The organism is Corynebacterium heidelbergense, assembly GCF_028609845.1.
Lineage (GTDB): Bacteria > Actinomycetota > Actinomycetes > Mycobacteriales > Mycobacteriaceae > Corynebacterium > Corynebacterium heidelbergense.
In genome coordinates, this window is record NZ_CP063191.1 from 596,109 (window position 1) to 618,599 (window position 22,491).

At 63.2% G+C, this 22,491-nt stretch carries 19 protein-coding genes, 4 tRNA genes and 1 pseudogene; 17 read left to right on the forward strand and 7 right to left on the reverse strand.

The genetic code is table 11. The features are described from left to right. Nucleotides 1–216: 216 nt before the first annotated feature. From pgm to CHEID_RS02620, 4 genes are all read left to right on the forward strand, one after another. The gene (pgm, locus tag CHEID_RS02605) at nt 217–1,887 is read left to right on the forward strand and encodes a phosphoglucomutase (alpha-D-glucose-1,6-bisphosphate-dependent) (protein WP_112769377.1); all 1,671 of its coding nucleotides are present in this window, start codon (nt 217–219) and stop codon (nt 1,885–1,887) included. Nucleotides 1,888–2,048: 161 nt separating this feature from the next. Next, a complete protein-coding gene (locus CHEID_RS02610; protein WP_238599302.1) occupies nt 2,049–2,915 on the forward strand; it encodes a DsbA family protein in 867 nt (288 codons plus the stop codon). A gap of 217 nt (nt 2,916–3,132) precedes the next feature. After that, nucleotides 3,133–3,205: transfer RNA gene (locus CHEID_RS02615), tRNA-Ala, on the forward strand. A 607-nt stretch (nt 3,206–3,812) separates the two neighbouring features. Then, a complete protein-coding gene (locus tag CHEID_RS02620) occupies nt 3,813–4,220 on the forward strand; it encodes a hypothetical protein (RefSeq protein WP_112769376.1) in 408 nt (135 codons plus the stop codon). Nucleotides 4,221–4,407: 187 nt separating this feature from the next. Here CHEID_RS02620 and CHEID_RS02625 read toward each other — a convergent pair. Then, a tRNA-Leu gene (locus CHEID_RS02625) sits at nt 4,408–4,482 on the reverse strand. A 1,370-nt stretch (nt 4,483–5,852) separates the two neighbouring features. Between CHEID_RS02625 and CHEID_RS02630 the strand changes: the two genes are divergently transcribed. Together CHEID_RS02630 and CHEID_RS02635 are read left to right on the forward strand one after the other, a co-directional pair. Then, a complete protein-coding gene (locus tag CHEID_RS02630) occupies nt 5,853–6,278 on the forward strand; it encodes a hypothetical protein (protein WP_112769374.1) in 426 nt (141 codons plus the stop codon). A 91-nt stretch (nt 6,279–6,369) separates the two neighbouring features. Then, nucleotides 6,370–6,633, forward strand: coding sequence for a hypothetical protein (locus tag CHEID_RS02635; RefSeq protein WP_112769373.1), 264 nt, complete (start codon nt 6,370–6,372; stop codon nt 6,631–6,633). A gap of 91 nt (nt 6,634–6,724) precedes the next feature. On the opposite strand, the gene CHEID_RS02640 is transcribed toward CHEID_RS02635, so the two are convergent. The 3 genes from CHEID_RS02640 to CHEID_RS02650 all read right to left on the reverse strand — a co-directional run bounded on the left by CHEID_RS02640 (nt 6,725) and on the right by CHEID_RS02650 (nt 8,386). Then, complete coding sequence (locus CHEID_RS02640; RefSeq protein WP_112769372.1) at nt 6,725–6,955, reverse strand: hypothetical protein; 231 nt, start codon at nt 6,953–6,955, stop codon at nt 6,725–6,727. A gap of 148 nt (nt 6,956–7,103) precedes the next feature. Next, nucleotides 7,104–7,178, reverse strand: a tRNA-Leu gene (locus CHEID_RS02645). Between the two features lie 887 nt (nt 7,179–8,065). Further along, nucleotides 8,066–8,386, reverse strand: a complete 321-nt coding sequence (locus tag CHEID_RS02650; RefSeq protein ID WP_112769978.1) for a hypothetical protein — start codon at nt 8,384–8,386, stop codon at nt 8,066–8,068. Between the two features lie 213 nt (nt 8,387–8,599). Between CHEID_RS02650 and CHEID_RS02655 the strand changes: the two genes are divergently transcribed. Continuing rightward, nucleotides 8,600–8,672, forward strand: a tRNA-Ala gene (locus CHEID_RS02655). A gap of 433 nt (nt 8,673–9,105) precedes the next feature. Here CHEID_RS02655 and CHEID_RS02660 read toward each other — a convergent pair. Then, entirely contained in the window at nt 9,106–9,726 is a 621-nt protein-coding gene (locus tag CHEID_RS02660) for a suppressor of fused domain protein (RefSeq protein ID WP_146743888.1), read from the reverse strand. Nucleotides 9,727–10,184: 458 nt separating this feature from the next. Between CHEID_RS02660 and CHEID_RS02665 the strand changes: the two genes are divergently transcribed. The 4 genes from CHEID_RS02665 (at nt 10,185) to CHEID_RS02680 (ending at nt 14,402) form a co-directional block, all read left to right on the forward strand. Continuing rightward, entirely contained in the window at nt 10,185–11,345 is a 1,161-nt protein-coding gene (locus tag CHEID_RS02665) for an MFS transporter (protein ID WP_112769976.1), read from the forward strand. Nucleotides 11,346–11,516: 171 nt separating this feature from the next. Beyond that, nucleotides 11,517–12,845, forward strand: a complete 1,329-nt coding sequence (locus CHEID_RS02670; RefSeq protein ID WP_112769975.1) for an NAD(P)/FAD-dependent oxidoreductase — start codon at nt 11,517–11,519, stop codon at nt 12,843–12,845. Nucleotides 12,846–12,852: 7 nt separating this feature from the next. After that, nucleotides 12,853–13,401: a GNAT family N-acetyltransferase gene (locus CHEID_RS02675; RefSeq protein ID WP_112769974.1), complete on the forward strand. Its 549-nt coding sequence runs from the start codon at nt 12,853–12,855 to the stop codon at nt 13,399–13,401. Then, a complete protein-coding gene (locus CHEID_RS02680) occupies nt 13,398–14,402 on the forward strand; it encodes a uracil-DNA glycosylase (protein ID WP_238599380.1) in 1,005 nt (334 codons plus the stop codon). Before CHEID_RS02675 ends, CHEID_RS02680 begins: the two co-directional genes overlap by 4 nt. A gap of 98 nt (nt 14,403–14,500) precedes the next feature. Here CHEID_RS02680 and CHEID_RS02685 read toward each other — a convergent pair whose 3' ends face one another. Then, a complete protein-coding gene (locus tag CHEID_RS02685) occupies nt 14,501–15,631 on the reverse strand; it encodes an NADP-dependent oxidoreductase (RefSeq protein WP_112769973.1) in 1,131 nt (376 codons plus the stop codon). A gap of 106 nt (nt 15,632–15,737) precedes the next feature. On the opposite strand from CHEID_RS02685, the gene CHEID_RS02690 reads away from it, so the two are divergent. The 3 genes from CHEID_RS02690 (at nt 15,738) to CHEID_RS02700 (ending at nt 17,492) form a co-directional block, all read left to right on the forward strand. Continuing rightward, entirely contained in the window at nt 15,738–16,058 is a 321-nt protein-coding gene (locus CHEID_RS02690; RefSeq protein ID WP_181645945.1) for an Imm51 family immunity protein, read from the forward strand. 261 nt (nt 16,059–16,319) lie between these two features. After that, nucleotides 16,320–16,970 (forward strand): vitamin K epoxide reductase family protein, encoded by a 651-nt coding sequence (locus CHEID_RS02695; RefSeq protein ID WP_238599379.1) that lies wholly within the window; start codon nt 16,320–16,322, stop codon nt 16,968–16,970. Nucleotides 16,971–16,982: 12 nt separating this feature from the next. After that, on the forward strand, nt 16,983–17,492 hold the full coding sequence (locus CHEID_RS02700; RefSeq protein WP_112769972.1) for a thiol-disulfide oxidoreductase DCC family protein: 510 nt from the start codon (nt 16,983–16,985) through the stop codon (nt 17,490–17,492). A 38-nt stretch (nt 17,493–17,530) separates the two neighbouring features. Here CHEID_RS02700 and nadE read toward each other — a convergent pair whose 3' ends face one another. Further along, nucleotides 17,531–18,370 (reverse strand): ammonia-dependent NAD(+) synthetase, encoded by an 840-nt coding sequence (gene nadE / locus CHEID_RS02705; protein ID WP_112769971.1) that lies wholly within the window; start codon nt 18,368–18,370, stop codon nt 17,531–17,533. A gap of 464 nt (nt 18,371–18,834) precedes the next feature. On the opposite strand from nadE, the gene ykgO reads away from it, so the two are divergent. From ykgO to CHEID_RS02720, 3 genes and pseudogenes are all read left to right on the forward strand, one after another. Continuing rightward, complete coding sequence (gene ykgO / locus CHEID_RS02710; RefSeq protein ID WP_005288826.1) at nt 18,835–18,957, forward strand: type B 50S ribosomal protein L36; 123 nt, start codon at nt 18,835–18,837, stop codon at nt 18,955–18,957. 691 nt (nt 18,958–19,648) lie between these two features. Further along, a pseudogene (locus CHEID_RS10475) lies at nt 19,649–20,125 on the forward strand (gluconokinase); the annotation flags it as partial. A 266-nt stretch (nt 20,126–20,391) separates the two neighbouring features. Next, nucleotides 20,392–21,870, forward strand: coding sequence for a GntT/GntP/DsdX family permease (locus tag CHEID_RS02720; protein WP_112770374.1), 1,479 nt, complete (start codon nt 20,392–20,394; stop codon nt 21,868–21,870). Nucleotides 21,871–22,491 lie beyond the last annotated feature (621 nt).

Here is a 22,491-nt window from a genome sequence, read left to right on the forward strand (position 1 = left end):
TCGAGGTTAGCGGGTCAAAACCCCCGTCAGGGGTAGTTCCTCTGCCAAGCCCGCGAAGTTGAGGCACCCTGGAACGTGAAACGGGGCGCCGCGGCACCCGCGCGGTTGCTGGTGGCGTCCTCAAAAGAAAACCCGGACCGCACACTGACGAACCACACGCACGAACGCAAGACAACCCCACCCGACGCACGAACGCGACTTCAAGGACAACACACCATGCATCCCCGCGCAGGACAACCAGCAACCGCCGACGACCTCACCGACATCCCCGCGCTGCTCGCCGCATACCGGGAGGTTAAGCCAGACCTGTCCGATCCCGGCCAGCGCGTGACCTTCGGTACCTCCGGGCACCGGGGCAGCTCTTTCGACGGCGCCTTCAACGAGGACCACATCGCCGCCACCACCCAGGCCATCGTGGATTACCGGTCGGACAACGGCATCACCGGGCCCCTGTTCATCGGCCGTGACCCCCACGCGCTGTCGGAGCCGGCGGAGCAGACGGCGCTGGAGGTGCTGGTCGCCAACGGCGTTCAGGTGCTCGCAGACGCCGATGGCGGTTTTGTCCCCACCCCCGCCATCAGCGTGGCGATCCTGGACTACAACAAGAACCTGCCCGGGGGCCCCACCGGAACGGACACCGGCCGGGCCGATGGCATCGTCATCACGCCCTCCCACAACCCCCCGCGCGACGGTGGGTTCAAGTACAACCCGCCCACCGGTGGGCCGGCCGACGCGGATGCCACCAACTGGATCGCCGATCGCGCGAACGAGTACCTGGATAAGGGCCTAACCGGGGTGCGGCGAACCGCCGACCTGGGTGCGGTGGAGAAGTACGACTTCCTCGGCCACTACGTGGACGCCTTGCCGGAGGTTATCGACCTGGAGGCCATCAAGCGCGCCGGGGTGAAGATCGGCGCGGACCCGATGGGTGGCGCCAGCGTGGAGTACTGGGGGCGGATCGGCGAGGTCCACGGGCTGGATCTCACGGTGGTCAACCCCAAGACCGATCCGGCCTTCGGGTTCATGACCTTGGATAGCGACGGCAAGATCCGGATGGATTGCTCCTCGCCGTCTGCGATGGCGTCTTTGGTCTCCGCTGTGGCGGGGGAGGGGCAGGGCAGCGGTCGGCCGCGGTTCGATATCGCCACGGGTAACGACGCCGATTCCGATCGTCACGGCATCGTCACCCCCGACGCGGGACTGATGAACCCCAACCACTACCTGGCGGTCGCGGTCGATTACCTCTTTTCCCACCGCGAGGGCTGGCCGCAGGCCGCTGCCGTGGGCAAGACGCTGGTGAGCTCCTTCATGATCGACCGGGTCGTCGCCGGGCTCGGCCGGGAGTTGCGGGAAGTGCCCGTGGGCTTCAAGTGGTTCGTCTCCGGGCTGGTGGATGGCAGCATTGGCTTCGGAGGGGAAGAGTCCGCTGGTGCTTCCTTCCTGCGCCGAGATGGGTCGGTGTGGTCCACGGACAAGGACGGGATCATCGCGGACCTGTTGGCCTCCGAGATCCTGGCCGTGACGGGGCAAACCCCTTCCCAGCGTTATGCCGAACTGGCCGATAAGTACGGCTCACCCGCCTATTCTCGTATCGACGCCCCCGCCAATCGCGAGCAAAAGGAGCGCCTAAAGAAGCTAGCGGCCTCCGACGTGACGGCCAGCGAACTGGCTGGCGAGGAGATCACCGCGATCCTCACGGAGGCGCCTGGCAACGGCGCGGCCATCGGCGGGCTGAAGGTCACGACGAAGAACGCCTGGTTCGCCGCACGCCCCTCCGGCACCGAGGACAAATACAAGATCTACGCCGAAAGCTTCGGGGGAGACGAGCACCTCAAGCGGGTGCTGGAAGAGGCACAGGCCGTGGTCTCTGGCGTTCTGGAGGGCTAAGGCGGCTAGTGTTTAAGCCGTGAGCACCCGCCCACATCCACCGCTGATCTGCCGTGCGGTGGGTCCTGCCGGTCTCGCGTAGACGGATGGAGCCACTGCGGTGGGCAGCTCGAAGGTGATAGAGGCGGGGCGAACTCTGCCCAACGTGGAAGGAACCGCAAGTGAGCGAAGAGAACAAGGCCGAATCGGCCAAGAAGGCCGCCCAGGCCAAGGCCGAGACGGCGAAAGATACCGCCAGTGGCAAGGTGCACGAGGTCAAGGGGCAACGCGCCGGTGGTGTCAAGGACGTCCGGACCAGTAAGAAGATCAAGTCCCCGAAGAAGTCCGGCGGTCGCGGCTTCATTTGGGCTGTTCTGGCCATTGTCGCGATTGCTGCTATGGTCGTGGCCCTCTTAGCATGGCAGGGATCGCAGAAGGACAGCATCGAAGGCAAGATGCCGCAACAGGACGTGAACTTCACGGCGAAGGTGGACGGCAACGCTGTGGAATTGGCGTCCCCAAATCTCAAAGACGGTGCCCCGACGGTCGAGATTTTCGAGGATTTCAGCTGCCCCCACTGCGCCGAACTGAACGAAGCTGACCAGGGCGATGTGCGCCAGGCCCTCAACGATGGCCGCCTCAAGGTCCGATACAACTTCCTAAACTTCCTGGACCGCAAGGGGCCAGCTTCCTCCACCCGGGAGGCCGGAGCTGCGATGGCAGTGGCGAATACCGGGAACGCAAAGGCTTTCTGGAACTACCACGACTACCTGATGGAAGAGCAGGCCACGGTTGTAAACCAGTGGGGCAACGAGGAGCTGGGCAAGGCCGCCTCGGCGTATGACCTGGACGGGTCCGTCGTGGACAGCATCAAGAACGGTGAGGCGGAGAAGCTCGGCGAGGAAGTGGGCAAAGCCAACGGTGACGAGCTGACGAAGCGGATCCAGACGGTTTCCTCCCCGGTTGTGTTCGTGGACGGCAAGCAGTACCAGATCAAGGCTGGGCCTGATGGAAAGCCGAAGTCCTGGGTCTCGGACGTGGTGAAGTAGGGCCACAGGTTGACCGGGGGCGGCGCCGAGACGGCCCCGGTGCGGGACTGGCCGGTTGGACGATTGAGACTACGGTGAGACCGCCCCGAACGGTGCCGGGAACAACCGCCCCGAACGGTGCCGGGAACAACCGCCGTGAGCTGCTGATTTGGCCGGGTTAGCGCCGGTGTTGTACCTTTAGGGCCGTTCGGTTCGGCACCTACAGTGCTGATCACGAGGGGCTATGGCGCAGCTGGTAGCGCACCACACTGGCAGTGTGGGGGTCACGGGTTCGAGTCCCGTTAGCTCCACAAGTACGTTTCCCCCCGGTCGTTTGGCCGGGGGTTTTTCCATGTCTGCGCTGGTAGAGGCCGGGTAGGGCGTTCTCGCCTGTGGACAGTTGTTGACTCTAGGGGACACCCGTAGGGCAAAGTTAGGACAATGTTAGGGCAAAATTGGGGCAACGCCTTGCCCCCAACCCCACCGCCCGCTCTCTGGCCGGAAGGCAAGCCTCATGTCCCGTAGGACGTTCGGCTCCGTTCGATACCTCCGTTCCGCAGCAGATGCCCCCCGCAAACGGCAAGGGCGATATTGGGCCCGCTATAACGCGCCGAATGGTGCACGCATTAAGGCCCCGTCCACACGGAATGTGAACATCCAATCGAGCCTATCAGCCACGAAAGCAGCTTAAAGTGCAAGTTCTACCTATGGTGGCGCGATGCCCCACTCATGGGCGATGGGGAAACCCCGGGGCAACCAGGGGCAATCTAAGTACGAGCAAAGAAACATCGAGTTTCGGTGTAACGGAGATGTGAATACGACGTTTATCGGCAATACCAAAGGTAATGTTGTATCCAACGGGGAAACCTTTCATGCCAGCGCGAATACCAAAGTGTTCGAGGAGGCCTGCAGAGTCTGATGTGGCGTCGACGTAAGAAGAGAGATATTCCGGAAGTCTTCATACTCTTCGAGCGAGACAACGAGTCGCTTAGTGAGCAGTTTGCAGGCTTAGCTCGCACAGAGCAGGAGGCCTGCGCCATAGCTAGGCCTTTAGATACGGATACCGCCCACTGTCTAATCGAACGCGTTGAACTGGAAGGCTGGGAAGGCAAGGTCACAGAATCCACTTTCCCCGATGTTGTCTATCTGGCTTTCAGGGAAGGGCGCGAGCAGGGAAAACCAGACTCCGGACGTGGACTGGACCCGGAAATTCTCGGGGCGTTCACGACAGGGGCTGCTGCTCAAAAGCGTATTGAGCAACGCCGACCCGAAAACACTGTTTCTACACAGTTCAACATCTGGCGCGTCGGCTTCGAGCTGGTCTAGTACCACACCCAAGCCGGGTGGCGGTGGCTTGCAGTCCCAGCGTCTCAGATGATTGACCGCAGTCACGGCTCGTCGTGGACGAGTTCGATGGGTTCATCGTCGTACACCGCGCCACCCCCTGGGCCCTGCTTGAAGTTCGGTAGCCCCGGGAGCGTGCGCTAGGCAGAGACCCGATCCGGGGCGTTCGTGCGCTCAGCAGGATTCGAACCTGCGCTGGAACGGATTTTGAATCCGTTGCCTTTAATAGTTGGGCTATGAGCGCGGGCGCGGGATTGGTGTTCAGGTACCGTTCCAGGACCGTTTAGCGTGCCTATGTGCGCGGGAAATGCCGCGCCAATCCCGGGGGACGATGCGGAGTAATAGGAACCGGGTGCTGGGCTGTGGCTAGGGGTGCGCCCTTGGCCAGCCCAGCGGCCCGGTGTTCGGTGATCCCCCCGGCCATGCCCGGGGGTTTCACACCCGCAGAGCACGCTTTGCCCGGCGCGGTGGGTGTGTCTGTGAGTGGGCCTAGGTCTGCGAGTAGTTGTTTGCGGCGTTGGTATGCCTATAGGTGATAGTGGGTTGCTTCACGGTAGGTTTTGACGCGGCATCCTTCGCTGCACCATTGCCGCCGCCCCGATACCTCCGTGTCGCAACCTCTGCATGCTTTCGGCACGCGTGAAAGCACCCCCCCGGTTATTCAGTTGTGTTGCTGCTGCGAAGTCCACCCGGGTGTCCGTGCTGGAACTGCACCCACCCCTTCGGGTATCCCCCGCGCTGTTAGGGTTCCTCAACTTTGCTGTTGCGTGATTGCGTATCAGCCATGTGGTCACACTCCCGGCGTGACGCCCTGGCGTGTTGGCAATGGTTCCCGTAGGTGGAAAGTCACACTCTGATCCGACTTGCAGCCTCGCCGAGGTGTTTCCCCCGCTCGGCCACAGCTCACCAGAACTGACACCACAGCCCCGCTGAACCCAGTCCGGGCTGTTGCGCTGCATATCAACTACCCGCGCCTTACCATAGGAGCTGCTCCCAACAAGACCAGCAGGGGAGCGACCGCACACCCGAAAGGACAGCGATGGGTACCCGTAAAACTCTGCGCCTCGCCAGCCTCGCGCTCGCCTGCGCGCTCCCCTTCTCCAGCACCGCGGCCGTTAACGCTCAGGAGGCCTCTACCCCCGCACCACAGGAATACGACATCAACCTCGGAGATCAACACGCAGTCAGGTACGTCTTGGACGGTTCCGATCAACCGCAGGGGCTCGGCGAAAAGCAACTGATTACCGAACGCTATGGCCCTTGCACTCTTTCGCCCTCCGTAGTACACGTTCGCACCGGCACCCCAAGCGAGGGAAAAGTCATAGGATTTAAACCATTCACCCAATGTGACCGGCCGGTTGAGTCCATCAGCCACGAAAGTAGGCTCAAATACGAGTACTACCTTTGGTGGAGGGATGCACCCCTCGCCGGAGGAGTGCCTGCCAGATCCAGCAACAGCAACGAGTCTAGACTCGAGCAAAGGAGCATCGAGTTCCACTGCAATGGCGACGTCGATACCAATTTTATAGGCAACACTGTGGGCACGGTAGTCGCAGCAGGGCGGACTTACCACGCTGCCGTAAATACGCCCCTGTTCCGGGAAGCGTGCAAAGTATGAAACTACGCAACGAGCGGCAGTGCTCAAAGGTGTTAGTGGTTTTCGCAAGGGACAGGGAAACCCTCGAGGAGGACTTTGTTGGTCTCGCGTTAGATCGCGAACAAGAGCTCCACGTCAGGGAAGTAGTGGAATCACCGGAACTACAGTGCCTAACGGAGGAGGTTAAACTCCGAGGGTGGGAAGGCGGTTACAGCGAAAACCACAAACCCGAGCTAGTTTACCTGGTTTTCCGTGGCGGACGGGCGCAGAACCAGGGCCACTCAGACGACGATTTTGATCCGGAGATTTACGGAGCGTTTGTCGATCGCCAGCAAGCAGAATGGTTCGCCGAGAAGGACCGCTACATCGGCCAAAAGATCGTACCCCTGCACGTATGGGAGCTAAAACCAGGGTGGACATCAAGCAACCTCAGATGGGATTGATGCGCCCCACGATAACGAGTCCGAGTAACGAACATATTCAGATCTCTCTGATGAGTGCTCCAACTAACTAGCTCCGCAGAAAAGTGAAGCAATGACAGAACGCACCCTGCTTCTTCTGGGGGTTGGCGCGCTTCTTGTGTCAGCCATAGCGTTCGGCTTCACTGGCAGGTACCTTCTCGCCGGGCTCATCACCCTCGCCGCTCTCCTTGTCTTCTGGTTCATGCCGAAACACGGCACCGCGATCCGGAAGTCTGACGGGCCTGTGCCGTCGCCATCCGAGGTGAAGGCTTATCGTCAGGAGCACCCGGGCACAAGCGTCTCGGAGGCTGTGTCTGAGCCTCAGAGAGGCAAGTAGTCTATCCGCCATCGTTCGCATTAAGCTTGCGGCGGATGTTCATGCATTCTGAATCGCATCCCCGCGTGCATCTTGGGCCATGAAACACCTTTCAGTCGCGTTCGCGGTTCTCTCGCCCATCGAGGCTGTGGTGCTTATACATCCACCCCATTCCGCCTTCTGGCCGGGGGCGGGGAACCACTTGTGGGCCACAGACGCACTCATTCGTTGCAATGTCGTGGCGTACTAGGTCGTTGGTGGGCCATACCGCAACGTGGACGTCGTTGATCTCATCTATCCCCCAGACCTTAAGGCCGAGCTGTTCGGCTTCGGTTGAGGTCATTAAGCCCGCCCTTTGTCGGCCTATCACGGCTCGTCGTGGACGAGTTCGATGGGTTCATCGTCGTACACCGCGCCACCCCCTGGGCCCTGCTTGAAGTTCGGTAGCCCCGGGAGCGTGCGCTAGGCAGAGACCCGATCCGGGGCGTTCGTGCGCTCAGCAGGATTCGAACCTGCGCTGGAACGGATTTTGAATCCGTTGCCTTTAATAGTTGGGCTATGAGCGCGGGCGCGGGATTGGTGTTCAGGTACCGTGCCAGGACCGTTTAGCGTGCCTATGTGCGCGGGAAATGCCGCGCCAATCCCGGGGGACGATGCGGAGTAATAGGAACCGGGTGCTGGGCTGTGGCTAGGGGTGCGCCCTTGGCCAGCCCAGCGGCCCGGTGTTCGGTGATCCCCCCGGCCATGCCCGGGGGTTTCACACCCGCAGAGCACGCTTTGCCCGGCGCGGTGGGTGTGTCTGGGAGTGGTGGGGTTTGTTTTTGAGTACACCTGTGGACCGGGCGGGAAACTTCGACCGCGTTCATTTAGGGTTGTTCAACTTTTGGGGCGGGGTGGGCGGTTCTGGGGGTTGGGGGTGTGCGCTCTGGGCACCGTTGTGGTTGGGTGCTTTCGAGGGGATATGCCCATATTCGCCTCAGAACAGGCCTTAGAGCGGTTTTCGCTTGTTCTCTAGCCCTTTGTTGCTACTTGAGAAGGGTGTGATCATTGCCTCAGAGGGGCCTACAGCGCGCCGGCGTCCGGAAACACACCACACCATGATTCCCGGGCCGTGAAGGCTGATAGTGCCGACATGGACTAGATCCCCCCGGGGGTTCGCGAGACCTGTACACACCACTAGCGACTGTGAAGCCCGAGGCCGCGTCGATGGCACGGAGGGAGTATGTCCCCCTACCGGGTCACGGGCGGTCGATAGGGCACGCCTCAGCCGCTAGCGCGGAATACCCCTACTTGGATGGGGGTATTCGACGGGGAGTGGCCACGGCACACGTTAACCCGGTTGAGTAGAGCGCGGGCCGGTGGGGATCCCAGGTGGGCAGCATGGGCCTATGGGGCCGTGGCAGGGTGAACCCGGCGCGGTGACCTGTCTTCAGGAGCGCGGGCGGTGGCGCGGCTATCGCGGCGCGGGCGGGCGTTTGTGGTCTGCTTCCCAGCCTGTTGCAGCGTCTAGTTGCTGCATGGCGGTGCACAGTTGGCAGTGAACGTTGACGCGCTTACGGCGCGGGGGCCTGCCGTCGATGGTGCGCAAGCCCGGGGTGCCACGGTAGGCAAGCGTCTTGGCGTTGGGGATGGCTTCACCGCAGTAGGTGTGGCAGTGGGTGGCCCCGTGATAGAGCACGTCGATGGGGTTGGTGGCCAGGTGGATGACCCGGGGCCGTGGTTTATCGCCGGTGGGCCGTGGTTCGGTAGTGGGAGCGTATTCGTTGAAATACATGCCGGGGCCCTAGGGTTGCTCTATAGAGCAAAGTTAGGGCAAATCCTGTGGACTAGTATTCCCGTTGCGGCCCTGAACTGCACCAACGCCGGTTTCGGTTCGATTTCCGTTCGCTCCACGCCAGAGATTCCCCTGGCCTGTTTGGCTAGGGGGTTTCCTGTTTCTGCGGTGGGCGGGTGTAGGATGAACGCGCTGGTCCACGCCGGTAGAACTGGGGCTATGGCGCAGTTGGTAGCGCGTCTCGTTCGCAATGAGAAGGTCAGGGGTTCGAATCCCCTTAGCTCCACCCAAGATGAAAGTATCGGGAACTGCCCCGCCTGATGGCGGGGCGGTTTTATTTGGGGGGAGAGGTGGGGCAGGCTGGCCTTTTAGACAGTGGTCGTGTTTCTGGGTCGTTCGTTGAGGGGGTTGTTGGCTCTGGGTACCTGTCAACCCGAGCTAGGGGATGTACCGAACGAATGGCTACAGGCACAGAGCCTACGTGCTTCGCGTTAGCGTCGTCCTTTGGGATACAACTGTTAGCGGCGGTTGATGTTCAAGTTGGCTTTCCCCGACTAACCCGGCTCCAGGGCCCGGGGCCAGTCCAAAGACACGACGGATGGCCGCTGTCTCATTGCACAGCGACGCTGGGACGATCTACCCCGAACAGTCAACGACACTTGATGGGCCGCAAAACGCCGGAAGAGCGCCTCGGAAGCATCTTCGCTGTTGACTTTGAGCTACATTTCCTCTTCGTACGCTGGAAACAGGCCGTATAACGACACGGGTGTCCCGTCCACCTCGTAGCTCCCGAACTCCACGGGCAAGTCGACCGGAGCGCCCAAGACAACTCCATCGAAGTTAGTTCCCGGGTAGGTGTCAGCCGGTTGACCGTTTGGGATACTGTGCCCATTGCCTAGCCACGTGCTGTACGCATGAGGCAACTGGGCCAAAGTCTTCATCCACTGAATTGGCCAATAATTTACCGGATCTTCCAACGCGTCTTGATCTAGCGGCCATGATGAGGGGAGGCGCATAACCAGCTCGGCGCGTTCGTCGCTAAACCGTACTTGCTCGTCCACGGTGTCGGGCAACGTCATCGGCATGTCAGACATCCCTGACGTAATCAGCGTGCCGAAGGGTCGCTCTGGGGTGGCCGCGGCCATATACACATCAACGTGTATCAGTTCGGATGGGAGCTTATGCCACACCCTGACTTTATTGGGATCGAAAAAGCGGGCTAGATGGTTCTCGAAACCCTGGCGGAATGCTCGCTTCGGCTGTTGCCCCGCCTCGCGGGTCTCCAGCGAATGATAATGATAGACGGACTGACCGCCCTCGGTCGTTTCCTGATCACTCATGATGTACTCCCGCCTGAGGTACCTCACCTGGGCCAGCGCACCGCACGCCTCTATCCATGTCGGCAGAAGGTATCAACAATCAGAGATGTGGCTCGCGCTGTTTTTAACCGCTGCGCGGAACGTATGCCGATGTCAATCACACGCTACACTCCAGCACCGTTTCGCGCCTGCTCAGTTTTGTCGCCCGCCGAGGGGAATCAACCGTTACCGCCGGAGCGCCTAAAGTGCCGCCTACACCCACTGTGTCGATTGTCTAATAGCACATCCTCGGCTAGGAATAGGAAGGGTCGCCCAGCGTTGAGGGCAGCTACCACGGCGAGTAGCGGTATGCCGTTTCGAGTCTCACGCGGGGCAGCAGCGGTGGGCGGCAAGCGGAGGGGACAGCGGTGAATAGTTCTCAGAGGTGTTGGTAGCGGCTCGTGAAGACTTGGGTGAATTCGAATGCCTCTTTTCTTTGTATGACCGCCAGGGTCTTGAACGAGGCTTACTTCTTCGTGCCGTACACAGCCGTGTATGCGCTCGCGATCGGACTGTCTGTCAGTGAGCTAATTTTTGCCGAAGCCGTGTTCGCCGCTGTGCTTGTAGTGGCCGACATCCCCCTCGGTCACCTAGCTGACAAGGTCGGTGAGAAGTTCTGTGTAGTGACCGGAACGATAGTCCATGGGACTGCCTTGATGCTCATCGGCCTTGTTCACAGTCCCGAGCTGTTCGTCATGCTGCAGCCGGTTATCGCCTTCGGCTTATCTTTCTGCATGGGTGCCGATTCCTCCCTGCAGAGGAAGCTGGCGATGCGGCGGAGCGGCCGCAACCGTTTTGAACTCTGGGAACAGCGGTTTCAAACCAGCAGGCTAGTGGTAACGGCTCTGTGCTTCGCCCTGGCCTCGGTGCTTGCCAAGTTCTCGCCGAGCCTGACATTCATCGCAACAGCCCTGTCAATGTATGTTGCTGCCGGGGTGTTTTGGGTTCTACCAACGCCACCGTCGTCCGCAACGGCACCGCCGTGTGCGGCCGATCAACACCGAAGCCAGGAACTCTCTACCCTGACGGGGCGGGTGCAGGTCCTAACGAGGGGCCTACGTCGTGGTCCGGGGCTAGGCCGAGATGTAGCAGCGATGGTCCTCGTAGGGACCACATTTTCGCTCCTGCTATACCTGATTCCCCTGTTCTACGAGACTTCTGGGGTACCCACGCAGTGGATCGGAGGAGTGGCAGCGGTGGTTCTCCTGGCGTCTTCCTTCTGCACCGCGCTCCTTTTCCGGGGCAACGCTGGTCTGACTCTTCCGCTTCTCGCGACCGGTATCTGCTGCTTTCTACTTCCGATGGATGTCCTCGCTATCGCGCTCGCAGGAGGCCTTCTAGCGAACGTGTCTCAAGCGGTTGCGATGCCCAAGTTCCGCACGCGGATCGTGGACGAACTGTCGTCGCTGGGCAAGTCCACGGCGCTGAGCCTCGTCACAACGGCTCGCAATGTGGGTTTCGCGTTGCTGGCGCCTCTGCTCGGCGTTCTCACTGCTGTTCTCGGAGTGGCGGGTTTAGCCGCGGTGTCCGGGGCATTGATAGTGGTCGGCGTCGCCTTGGCTACCCCTTCGCTGGTGCGAGTCGGATCCGACAGCCATTGATTTTTCGGGGCGAGTGCGAGGCGTTGACCTAGCTGCACTCTGCGCGAACAATCCACCACTTCACGTGCGTAGGCTGGGGGTTGAAACCGCGCGGGTGCCGAAGTCGCCAGGTGTCACCACCCACACCCGCGCACCGGCGTTGCCACTTGACCCCAGCAGGAGAAGAACTCCATGACCACAACCCCCAGTCCGGCCAACCCCTCCACCACCCCCAGGGAGAAGTACTCAGCCGACGTCATCATCGTCGGCGCAGGCGTCGCCGGCCTCGCCGCAGCTGGCCGCCTCCAGGCGCAGGGTCGCACCGTAATCGTGCTCGAGGCCTCCGATCGCGTCGGCGGGCGCATCAACACGGATGCGGTTGATGGTTTTCTCGTGGACCGCGGGTTCCAGGTCCTCAACCCGGCCTACCGGCACATGCGCAAAAGCGTGGACATCGCCCGCCTCGGGTTGCGCGATCTGCCCCGTGGGGTGCGAGTGCGCACTGGCGACGGTCTCAAGGAGATACGCGATCCCTCGCGTCGCCCCCAAGCCCTGCCGGGGGTCCTGGCGTCCGGACTGATTACGGGTAAGGACCTGCGGGCCGTGCGTTTGGCAGGGAGCTTGCTCCGCAGCATGCGTGGCGGGGACAAGCCGCGCGGCCAGGCCTTCGATGAGGCGGGTTTCACCGGGCCGCTGCGTCGTAGTGTCGTGGATCCTTTCCTCTCCGGGGTGGTGTGCGAGCGGGACGGTAGCACCTCCTGGCGCCATACCGCGTGGCTGCTGGGGACGTTTGCCCTGGGCACTCCCGGGCTGCCGAGCGGGGGGATGCGGACGCTGCCGCGGATCATGGCCGAGGGGCTCGATGTGCGCCTGAATACGCGGGTGCGGGCCGTGGATGCGGCGACGGGGCTCGTCACTGTGGGGGCCGGGGGAGAGGCCGGGGGTTCGTTGCCAGGGTCTGAGCTTCCCGACGGTCAAGCGCACAGCCAGCTACGGGGTCGCGCGGTGATCTTGGCTGCCGGTCCTCGCCCCACCGCCGAGATGCTCAACCAGCCGTGCCCGAAGACCCACGGCACCCGCACGTTTTGGTTCGCCGCCGCCGAGCCGCCCACCGAAAGCGCCATGATCCACGTCGATGGCCGTGGGGTGGCCGGTCAGCACGGTCCGGTGGCCACGGCGTGCGTCGTCAGCAATGCTGCGCCGGAGTATGCGCCCGACGGGCAGCACCTCATTGCCGCGCTTACCTTGACGGACGACCAGAACCCCACCGAAGAGGCCACCCGGCGGCAACTAGGGGAGGTCTTTGGCGTGGATCCTTCCGATTGGCGCCTGGTGGCCACCCACGACGTGCCCGATACTTTGCCCGCCGATCTTCCGGGTAAGCCGCCGCGTCACAAGGCACAGCGCAATCAGCGCCTCGTCATCTGCGGCGATCAGTTCGGCAACGCGTCGACAGATGGGGCCATCGAGTCTGGCCAGACTGCAGCTATGTTTGCCGGGGAAGTTATTGATGGTTTTTAGTACCACTATGCCCCTGAATAACACCGCTGCGCGCCTGATCCTCCGTCCTCCCGAAGAACGTGATGAAACTGCCGTCCGCGGTTTGTTTGCCGAACTGCGCCAAGAGAACTTCGATTTCCTAGCCCTCAACCAGGATCCGACGGCCGCCGATTGGGATTGGTCCGCCGTTATCAATCACCTGCGGCGCATTGCCGATGGAAAGGATTTGCCCCCTGGTATCGTCCGAGCCGATTTCCTGCTCGCGGAGGTAGACGGCCAGGTTGTCGGGCGCAGCTCCATCCGCTACGGCCTCACCGACTTCCTGCGGCGGGAAGGCGGCCACATTGGATATGCGGTCGGCCCCCGTTTTCGGCGCCGGGGATACGCCACCGATATTCTGCGGCAGTCCATCGATCGGTTGCGCGCCAATGGTATCGGCAAGGTTCTTGTCACTTGCGACGCCACCAACACAGCGTCGGCCGCAGTCATCGAAAAGTGCGGCGGCCAACTGGCTGACGTGGTCCCCTCCACTAGGCGGAAGCTCGTGCGTCGGTACTGGATCGACGCGGACGCATGAAACCGCCGGAAGGTGCCGACAGCCGACTGCTTCCGCACCCGGTCACGGGCCAGAAGTTCCCCACCCCGGTGCCTCCCGGCTCTGGGTGGCCCGGTGACCCCGCTGGCAGTGACACCCCAGTATGCCGCTCCAGGGAGGACATCCTCCGGGCTGCGAAACTAGCCACGGGAGAGTTGGTGGAATGGATACAAGAGCCGGTGGAACGGGTGGAAGACTCGGTGGAATGGGCGCGAGAGTCCGTGGGAAAGGCGCACGGCGGAACACCCAGTATCGGCCACGCGGGCCATTCGCGTAGCAGTGAGGAGGGGTTACCAACGCCGCTGCAGAAGCTTCAAGCCTTCATTTCCGTGTGTGAGGCTTGCCCGCGCTTGGTGGGGTGGCGTCGACAATTGGGAGAGGAAAAGCGGGCGGCCTACAGTGACCAGCCCTATTGGTCCCGCCCCGTGCCCAGCTTTGGCAATCCCGAAGCCAGACGAGTGATTGTGGGACTGGCGCCGTCTGGTCATGGCAGCAACCGCACGGGTCGAAACTTTACGGGGGACCCTTCCGGCCGTTGGCTCTATCGGGCGCTATTCAAAGCAGGGGCGTGCACCCGGGAGACCAGCGAGGCGGCGGGCGATGGCATGGAGGTCACGGGCGCGCGCATTATTCCGCCAGTGCACTGCGCTCCACCGCAGAACAAGCCGACGCCGACCGAGATGGAAACGTGCCGACAGTGGTTCGTGCGGGAAATGCAGCTGATCCAGCCTATCGCCATTCTGGCGCTGGGTCAGATCGGGTGGAATAGCGTCTTCCAGGTCGGGGCCGCGTTGGGATGGAAGGGGGTGCGGCCGCGTCCAAAATTCGGCCACAATAGTTCTGTGCGGGTAATGGCTGATTGGGGAGAAGTGGCCGTTATCGGCTGCTATCACCCCTCCCAGCGGAATACATCCACAAAGCTCCTCACAGAGGAGAAACTGGACGCCGCCATCGCGACGTTCCTCGGCGCCGGAGATCGCTGACTCGCGCCGGGGGCGGTAGGGCGCTGGGGGGGGCGATTCGCGCTGGGCAGTGGCAAGGGCGGGAGAGCAGCCACTACCAGCCTGCAGAGCGCCGGTAGCTAGTCTGCAACCTTCACAACGAGCTTGCCGAAATTCTTGCCGTTGAGCATCCCGATAAAGGCATCAACGGCATTGTCCAGTCCGTCGACCACGTCCTCCCGGAACTTCACGGAACCATCGGCGACTGGCGGCGTCATCTCCTCGAGGAAATCGCCCATCTGGTCCGCGTATTCGGTCTGAATGAATCCCCGGATTGTCAGGCTTTTGCGCAGAATTGTCCCCATCAGTTGTCCGGAACGATCCGGACCCTCCGGCAACTCCGTCGAGTTGTATCCCGAAACAAGTCCGCATACGGGCACCCGGGCATACGTGTTGAGGCGGGGGAGTACGGCCTCCCACACCTTCCCGCCCACGTTTTCGTAGTAGACGTCGATGCCGTCCGGAGTGGCTGCAGCCAGTTGCTCCTCGAAATCCTCGGCTTTGTGATCAATGGCAGCGTCAAAGCCCAGTTCCTTGAGGTATTCGACCTTCTTCGGTCCGCCGGCAATCCCGACAGCTCGTGCGCCGGCGAGCTTCGCAACTTGCCCGACCATGCTGCCCACCGGGCCCGTCGCCGCTGCTACCACGACGGTTTCGCCCTCCTTGGGGTGGCCGATGTTGTTCATGCCGGCCCATGCCGTGAACCCGGGCATACCCAGCACGCCCAGGGAGGTTGACGGCGACACCTCGGCCTGCTTGTCCAACTTCCGCAGATGTGCGGTCTTCTCCAGCGAATGTGTCTGCCACCCGCCGTAACCCAGGACAAGATCGCCTTCGGCAAATTCGGGGCTGCCGGAAGCAAGCACCCGAGAGACAGTTGCCCCCACGACCACATCCCCGATCTCCACCGGATCGGCGTAGGACTCGGCGTCGCTCATCCGTCCGCGCATATAGGGGTCCAAAGAGAGGAACAGTGTTTCCAGCAGGGTCTCGTCCTCGCCCGGGTTCGGCAAGTTTGCTGTCTCGGTGCGGAAATTGTCCTGCGTGGGTTCGCCGTGTGGGCGCGAAGCCAGCACAATGCGCGTGGTCGTTGTACCGGCGCTAGGCGTATTGGCGTCTTTAATCGTATCGACGCCATCACCGCGCGCACCGGCAGCGGATTCGATGGGCGATTCGGGGGAATCGGATTGGGAATCGTGTGTGTTGCTCATGGCGACTTTAACGCGCAAGGTTCCGCGGTATTCCACGGGTGCCGAGTCGTGTCCGGGCTCGATGGACGGCGAGCAGAACCGGCGGAGGTGCCCTATCTTCGAGGGCATGGCTTACTCACAGATTCTGGCTACCGATGAGTTGACTTCGCTCTTCTTCGAGTGTGGCGAGCTTCCCACCGATGAGGCCGTCTTCGAGGCCGGGCACGAGCCCAACGGCTACTTCTGGCAGGGGGTTGCGAAGGTTGTGGCCCCGGAGGTGTGCGAGAAACTCGAGATGGACTCGGAGGCGGGGATGTTCTCTGCGTCCGGTTCGCGCGCGGACCTGGAGGCCCTGCAGAGCAAGCTCGAGCCCGTGCTGGGCGACCCCGAGGCAGTGCGCAAGGCTATTGAGAAGGGTGAGGCTGAGGGCGTCGACTTCGACGATTAGCCAGGGCTTGGGGGACTAGCCGTGGCTGGAGATGGACCGGTCTGGGCTGGGGGGCTGGCCATGGCTGCGCGGACTGGCTAGTAGTGGGGGCGGACTGACGCGTGCCGCACCCCTTGACGCGGAGGCCCACTGACGCGGTGTCCCGTGGCGTTGTCCCACAGCAGTACTACACTGAGTGGCGTTGACTTCCGGGCCCCATCCTCGGGCTCACCCCAATTCCGACAGCCCCCCGAAGCTGGCCGGAGCCAAGGAGCAAAACCCGTGTCTACCAGCGAAACCATCACCCCGGACGGCGCCTCCACGGACCCGTCCATCGCGGACCATGGCTCATCCCCGGTCCCGCGCAAACCGCTGCTCGGATCCACTCGCCTGTTTGGCCTCGCGCTGACCGTCCTGAGCGCGATTGGACTGTTCTTCTCGGGTTTGATCATGCAGGACAAGATCAAGCTCATCCTGGAGCCCGGCTTCAGGCCCGCCTGCACGTTCAACGAGGTGATGAGCTGCACGAACGTCATGGCTTCCGAGCAGGCCAGCGCGTTCGGCTTCCCCAACCCCATCATCGGGTTGATCGGGTTCTCCGTGGTGCTGACGATCGGCGTGGCCCTCATCGGGGGATCCCGGTTCACCCGCCCCTTCTGGTTCGGTCTTGCTCTCGGCTTGGCTCTGGGGGTGGTTTTCGTCCACTGGTTGGCATTCGAGGCGATCTTCGAGATCGCAGCTCTGTGCATCTACTGCATGATCGTCTGGGCCTGCGTTCTGCCCATGTTCGTGATGACAGTTGTGCATATCGCTCGCGAGCGGCGCCGCGTGCAAGGGGAGGAGGTCGGCCACGGGATCGGCCTGCCCCTGTTGGTGATCCTCGTGTGGTACCTCGCGTTCTTCGTCATCATCGCGCAACAGTTCTTGTTCTAAGGAGGGGGACAGGTGCCTCGAAGTGCGGTGGCTCCGTCGTGCGCTGTGTTCCCGGCGTCGCCGGATAATCGGCCCTATCCCAGCGGCGCACCGACATTTTTTTACGACGCCAATTGCGGCTTCTGTCAGCGCTCCGCGAACATCCTCCGCGCGCTCACCAGCACTGTGGACATCTGCCCGGCGCGCCCCGACTGGGACCTGCCGACCCAGGTAACTAGTCAGATCTCGGACTACGCGGTGTACCTGCCCAGCGGGCTGCGGGCGGGAGCCAAATCGGACGGGCCGAGGGAGGAATTTGTGGGCGGGACTCCTCGGGTGAACCCGCCCGTGCTTCTGGGTCACGAGGCCATAGGGGCGGTCCTGGCCGAGCAGGGGCAGACTCTTAGGGCCAGGTTGGTCGGGCGCCTCATCACGTTTCCGCCGCTAAGGTCCGTTTTCGCCGCGGGATACCGATTCGTCGCGGACAATCGCTACCGCCTCGGCTTTGCGCTGCGGATGTTCCCGCAAGAACCCGCCGAGTAGGGGCGGCTGCGGCTTTCCCCAGGACCCTGCTCCCGCCGCTACTGTGGCTTCTGCTCCTGCCACCATCCGTCGACGGGCGTCACGGGCAACGCGCGCTTGTGCCGACTGACCCACCAGAGGTGCTCGATCCGCTCCGCCGCTTCCGTCGGGACATCCTTGCCCTCCAGGTAGCCGTCGATGTGCGCGTAAGTTACGCCCAGCGCCTCCTCATCGGGCAGCGCTGGCCGGTCCTCCTCAAGGTCGGCGGTCGGGATCTTTTGCCAGGTGGAATCGGGCGCCCCGAGGAACTCCAACAGCTTGGCACCCTGATTCTTGGTCAGGCCGTGCAGCGGCAGGATGTCCGCAGCTCCGTCGCCGAACTTCGTGTAGAAGCCGGTGACGGCCTCCGCCGCATGATCGGTCCCCACGACCAGTAGCTTGCGTTCGGCGGCCAGCGCGTACTGCGCCACCATCCGCTGCCGAGCCTTGACGTTGCCCTTGTTGAGGTCCGAGAGCCGATCGATCTGTAGGGCGTCCGCCACCGCCGCAGCGGACTCATCCGCCGCGCCCTCGATGTTCACCGTGACGGATTCGCTGGGCTGAATGAACTTCAGGGACGTCTGTGCATCCTCTTCGTCGGCCTGCACGGCGTAGGGCAGCCGGACGGCGATAAAGGTCGCGTCGTCCCCGTCGCCGCGCAGCTTGTCCACCGCGAGCTGGCAGAGCCGCCCGGCGAGGGTGGAGTCCTGCCCGCCGGAGATCCCCAGCACGAAGCCGCGGGTGCCCGTGGTGCGGCAGTAGCTGGCGAGGAATTCGACGCGCCGCGTGACCTCCTCCTGCGGGTCGATGGCGGGGCGTACCCCCAGCTCCTCGATGATGGTCTGCTGCAGCTTTCTCATGGCATCTCGCCTTCCTGTGTGCTCTCGGCCGCACGGTGCATCCCATTATTGTCCCCTTTCTTCAGGACGCCACCACCCCCTCGGCACCCCGACCTTCCCCAAGGGGTCGGCGCGGGCTGTCGGTGGGGCGGCTTGAGGTGAGGGATCCGTGTAGTAGTGGGTGCTGCGGGTGAGCACCGAGCCCCGCCGACACTCGGAAGTCCGCGCCGGTCACACTGCTTTGTGTTTCACTGCCCCGGCCCGGTAGACTGCTCATTCGTGTTTGTGCTCGGCACGGCGCGAGCTTCATCCACCCCAATCAGCCGGTATCCAGGCCCCGATATGGGATGGTGGGGATGCGCGCTGCTGGTGGCGTCGTAGGCAAAAATGCCAGCGACACCCGGCAACCACATGTGCTCCGCCCCGACTTGGCTGGGGACGGAAGCCGCCGAGTTAGTTACCTCGATATAGAAAGGAGCGCCCGAATGAAGGTCCGTAAGTCCCTTCGGTCGCTGAAGAACAAGCCGGGCGCTCAGGTCGTTCGTCGCCACGGCAAGGTGTACGTGATCAACAAGAAGGATCCCCGGTTCAAGGCTCGTCAGGGCTAGTCGGCGAGGATCCTCCGAGTGGCCGAGATGTCTCGGTTGCGAATCCCGTTTGCGTCGATTTCGGCGTGGGCGGGATTTTTTCGTTGTCTGGGGTTGGGTGTGGCGTGGGATGTAGGCCAGTTGAGCGGTGGGGTGTAGGCCAGTTGAGCGGCGATAGGGGTGTCGGTTGGTGGTTGGGGGCGTTTTCCCGGACGGTTGTGGTGGGTGCGGGGTGTGTTTGGGCTGGTGGTGGTTGTGGGGGTGTCCGGGGTTTTGCCCCTTTGGGCCGGCCGTAGTTGTGCTATGGGCACCGCAGGTGCTACCCACAAGGGCAGAACCGTCCACCGCTCGTGCCCGGTGCCCGCCCGTTCAGGAGGCAACCTAAAACCGTCTGGGCAAATGATCCTCTGAACGAACGACCCTCGCAGCAGCGTCCAGAGGTGACTCCCCCAGTGGTCCACCTTCACCCCAGCGGCCACCATCGAAAGGACCCCTTGTGACAGCCTCGTCCCGGCAGGAAGGCGCGCCGGATGTGGTCGATGCTTCCTCGCAGCTAGATCGCGTTCATTGCGAGGACCCGGTCGCGTCGCCTCGCTCGGCAGACTGCGCCCCCGCCGCGCTTCGCCCAGCAGATCCCGATGCCGCGTCGCCTCCCTCGGCAGCCCAAGCCCCCGCCGCGCCCGCAGTCCCAACCCCGATCCACTTGGTCCTCATGGGCGTTAGCGGCTGCGGCAAGACGTCGGTCGCCACGCTCATCCACGAGCGCCTCGGTTACCCCTACGCGGAGGCGGACGAGTTCCATCCACCCGCGAACAAGCAGAAGATGGCGTCCGGCCAACCGCTGACAGACGAGGATCGTTGGCCCTGGCTCACCACCCTCCGCGACTGGATGACGTCCCACGCCCGCGCCGGCGAGTCCACCATCGTCACCTGCTCCGCGCTGAAGCGCGCGTACCGCAGCCTGCTCTCGGACGCGGAGGGGCGAGTGTTCTTCATCCACTTGGCCGGCCCGATGCAGGTCATTGCCGATCGGATGTCGCAGCGCACGGGGCACTTCATGCCGACTTCCCTCCTGCCGTCGCAGTACGCAGATCTGCAGCCGCTGGCTCCCGGCGAGGATGGCGTGACGCTCAATGTGTTGCTGTCTCAGGCCGAACTTGCGGAGGAGGCGTTGCTAGCGGCTGGTCTTCTTGAGGACGCCAACACCCTAGCGCTCCAGGAAACCCCCGCTAGCGGGGGAGTGGACCCGGCTGGACCCCGCGCCGCCACCCCCGCCAGCGCGAACTGCCCCACCCACCCCGACCCGTCGCCCAATCCTTCCCCGGAGGCTCCGAAGTGATCCCCGCCCTCACTCATCTTGCCCAGCCCGCGCCAAGCTTCGCCCGCACCGCGCCGGACTTCGCCCACGCGGCCACCGCCTTCGCCCAACCCGCTGGCACTGACACCTCGCATGCAGTGCCGCGGGCGCTGTTGTTGGCGGCGTCCAAGAGCCCAGAAGTGACCGTGCATGCCTCACCGACCCGACTGGTAATCGCCGCAGCAATATCCATCGCGCTGATTATCGTGCTGATCACCTGGACGAAACTGCACCCCTTCCTGGCCCTGCTGCTGGGCTCCGCCGCGTTGGCCGTCGGCGCCGGCATTGGGCTGAGCGACACGTTCACCGCGTTCAGCTCCGGCCTCGGCTCAACCGTCGGTGGCGTGGGCGTGCTCATCGCGTTCGGAGCGATGATCGGTGGGCTGCTGGTGGCTTCAGGGGCTGCGGACCGGATCGTGGACACGTTCCTGGAGCGCACCCCGGCTGGGAAGCTGCCGTGGGTGATGGCCGCGCTGGCGTTTATCATCGGCATTCCGCTGTTCTTCGAGGTTGGGCTCGTGCTGCTGATCCCGGTGATCATGCTGGTGGCGCGGCGCGTGCGGCAGCCGATCGTGCTGCTGGGCATTCCGGCGCTGGCCGGGCTGTCCGCGTTGCACGGGCTGGTGCCGCCGCACCCCGGGCCGCTGTTGGCGATCAGCGCGCTGCACGCGAACTTGGGGTTGACGTTGGCGCTCGGGCTGCTTGTGGCAGTGCCGACGGTTGTGATCGCTGGGCCCTTGGCGGCGCGGTTCATGGCGCGGTGGGTGCCAGTGGCGGCGCCGGATCTGTTCGTGCGGGCTGGCGATGCTGTCGGTGCGAAAGGTGCGGACGCGGAAGGCGCGGATGCGAGTGCCCCCGCTGCCGGTGCCCAAGGAGCCGGCCACACCACCGACCGCGCCAATCGACGCCAACCGTCCTTCGCCGTGTCCCTCTCCGTGATCCTGCTGCCGGTGGTGCTGATGCTCGCCCGCACGGTGGTGGAGACCGCCGGCCTGCCCAAGACGTCCCCCGTCCGCGTCGCTTTCGACTTCCTCGGCGACCCGATTGTGGCGTTGCTGCTCACGACGTTGTTCGCGATGGCCGTCCTTGGGGTGGGCACGGGGCGGTCGCTGAAGCAAACGTCCTCTATTGCGGGGGATGCGCTGGGCCCCATCGCCGGGATCTTGTTGATCGTTGGCGCTGGCGGTGGTTTCAAGCAGACTCTTGTCGATACCGGGGTCGCCGGGATCATCGGCGGGTGGATTCATCAGGCTCCGGTGTCGCCGTTGATCGCGGGGTGGCTGGTCGCGGTGGCGATTCGGCTGGCCACGGGGTCCGCGACTGTTGCGACGATTACTGCGGCCGGCATTATGGCCCCGGTGGCGACGGGGCTGTCGGATCCGCATGCGGCGTTGCTGGTGTTGGCGATTGGCGTGGGGTCGGTGTTCTTTTCGCACGTCAACGACGCCGGCTTCTGGTTGGTCAAGGAGTACTTCGGCCTGTCCGTTGGTCAGACGTTGAAGACGTGGTCTCTGATGGAGACGATTCTGTCCGTCACGGGGTTGGGTGCGGTGTTGCTGTTGAGTCTTGTTTTATGACGCCAGGAACCTCCAGCACGGGCCCCGCCGCTTCGTGAGGTGTGTGCGGTTGCACCGGGCGTGGAGGGGTGGAGGGGTTTCGCAGGGCCCCGGGCCCGGTCAGTCGCGGGTTGGGCGGTGTGGTGGGTCTTTGCGGTGGGTGGGGTCGTTTTCCCGGACGGTTGTGGTGGGTGTGGGGTGTGTTTGGGCTGGTGGTGGTTTGTGGGGTGTCCGGGTTTTTGGCCCTTCGGGTGGGTTGGGGGGCTATTTCCGGCGGGCAGCGAGCATCGCGTGGGCCAAGGCACGCGAAGACCGAGGGGGGTGGCGAAGCGGCGCGGGGGTAGGTGGCGTCCAGAAGAGAAGAACATGTCCATTCGATTGACCCGCAGGCCATCCCGGCGCGTCGCGAGGCACCGGCCACCGTGGGGCCCAAACCGCGGCGCGCGAGCGGGGGGGAGGGGCGGAATCAACATCGTGAAATTACAAGAGTGTTTTTTGCGATGGCATATCTGGGGGCTGACTTCGGGGCCACCTGCAAATACCCTCCGTGTAACTACTACATGTGGTGTTTAAGGCCTTTTCGGTCCACCAAATGTAGTGCTCATCCGTCTTGTTGCGGACCCCGCTGATGTGTACTGTCTT

Excerpts from the sequence above, each read along its gene's own strand:
- CHEID_RS02670 (WP_112769975.1), top strand. The coding sequence starts at position 11,517 with ATGACCACAACCCCCAGTCCGGCCAACCCCTCCACCACCCCCAGGGAG.
- CHEID_RS02650 (WP_112769978.1), bottom strand. The coding sequence starts at position 8,386 with ATGTATTTCAACGAATACGCTCCCACTACCGAACCACGGCCCACCGGC.
- CHEID_RS02660 (WP_146743888.1), bottom strand. The coding sequence starts at position 9,726 with ATGAGTGATCAGGAAACGACCGAGGGCGGTCAGTCCGTCTATCATTAT.
- CHEID_RS02635 (WP_112769373.1), top strand. The coding sequence starts at position 6,370 with ATGACAGAACGCACCCTGCTTCTTCTGGGGGTTGGCGCGCTTCTTGTG.
- CHEID_RS02665 (WP_112769976.1), top strand. The coding sequence starts at position 10,185 with ATGACCGCCAGGGTCTTGAACGAGGCTTACTTCTTCGTGCCGTACACA.
- nadE (WP_112769971.1), bottom strand. The coding sequence starts at position 18,370 with ATGAGAAAGCTGCAGCAGACCATCATCGAGGAGCTGGGGGTACGCCCC.
- CHEID_RS02675 (WP_112769974.1), top strand. The coding sequence starts at position 12,853 with ATGCCCCTGAATAACACCGCTGCGCGCCTGATCCTCCGTCCTCCCGAA.
- CHEID_RS02630 (WP_112769374.1), top strand. The coding sequence starts at position 5,853 with ATGAAACTACGCAACGAGCGGCAGTGCTCAAAGGTGTTAGTGGTTTTC.
- CHEID_RS02690 (WP_181645945.1), top strand. The coding sequence starts at position 15,738 with ATGGCTTACTCACAGATTCTGGCTACCGATGAGTTGACTTCGCTCTTC.
- CHEID_RS02620 (WP_112769376.1), top strand. The coding sequence starts at position 3,813 with ATGTGGCGTCGACGTAAGAAGAGAGATATTCCGGAAGTCTTCATACTC.
- CHEID_RS02680 (WP_238599380.1), top strand. The coding sequence starts at position 13,398 with ATGAAACCGCCGGAAGGTGCCGACAGCCGACTGCTTCCGCACCCGGTC.
- CHEID_RS02685 (WP_112769973.1), bottom strand. The coding sequence starts at position 15,631 with ATGAGCAACACACACGATTCCCAATCCGATTCCCCCGAATCGCCCATC.
- CHEID_RS02640 (WP_112769372.1), bottom strand. The coding sequence starts at position 6,955 with ATGACCTCAACCGAAGCCGAACAGCTCGGCCTTAAGGTCTGGGGGATA.
- ykgO (WP_005288826.1), top strand. The coding sequence starts at position 18,835 with ATGAAGGTCCGTAAGTCCCTTCGGTCGCTGAAGAACAAGCCGGGCGCT.
- pgm (WP_112769377.1), top strand. The coding sequence starts at position 217 with ATGCATCCCCGCGCAGGACAACCAGCAACCGCCGACGACCTCACCGAC.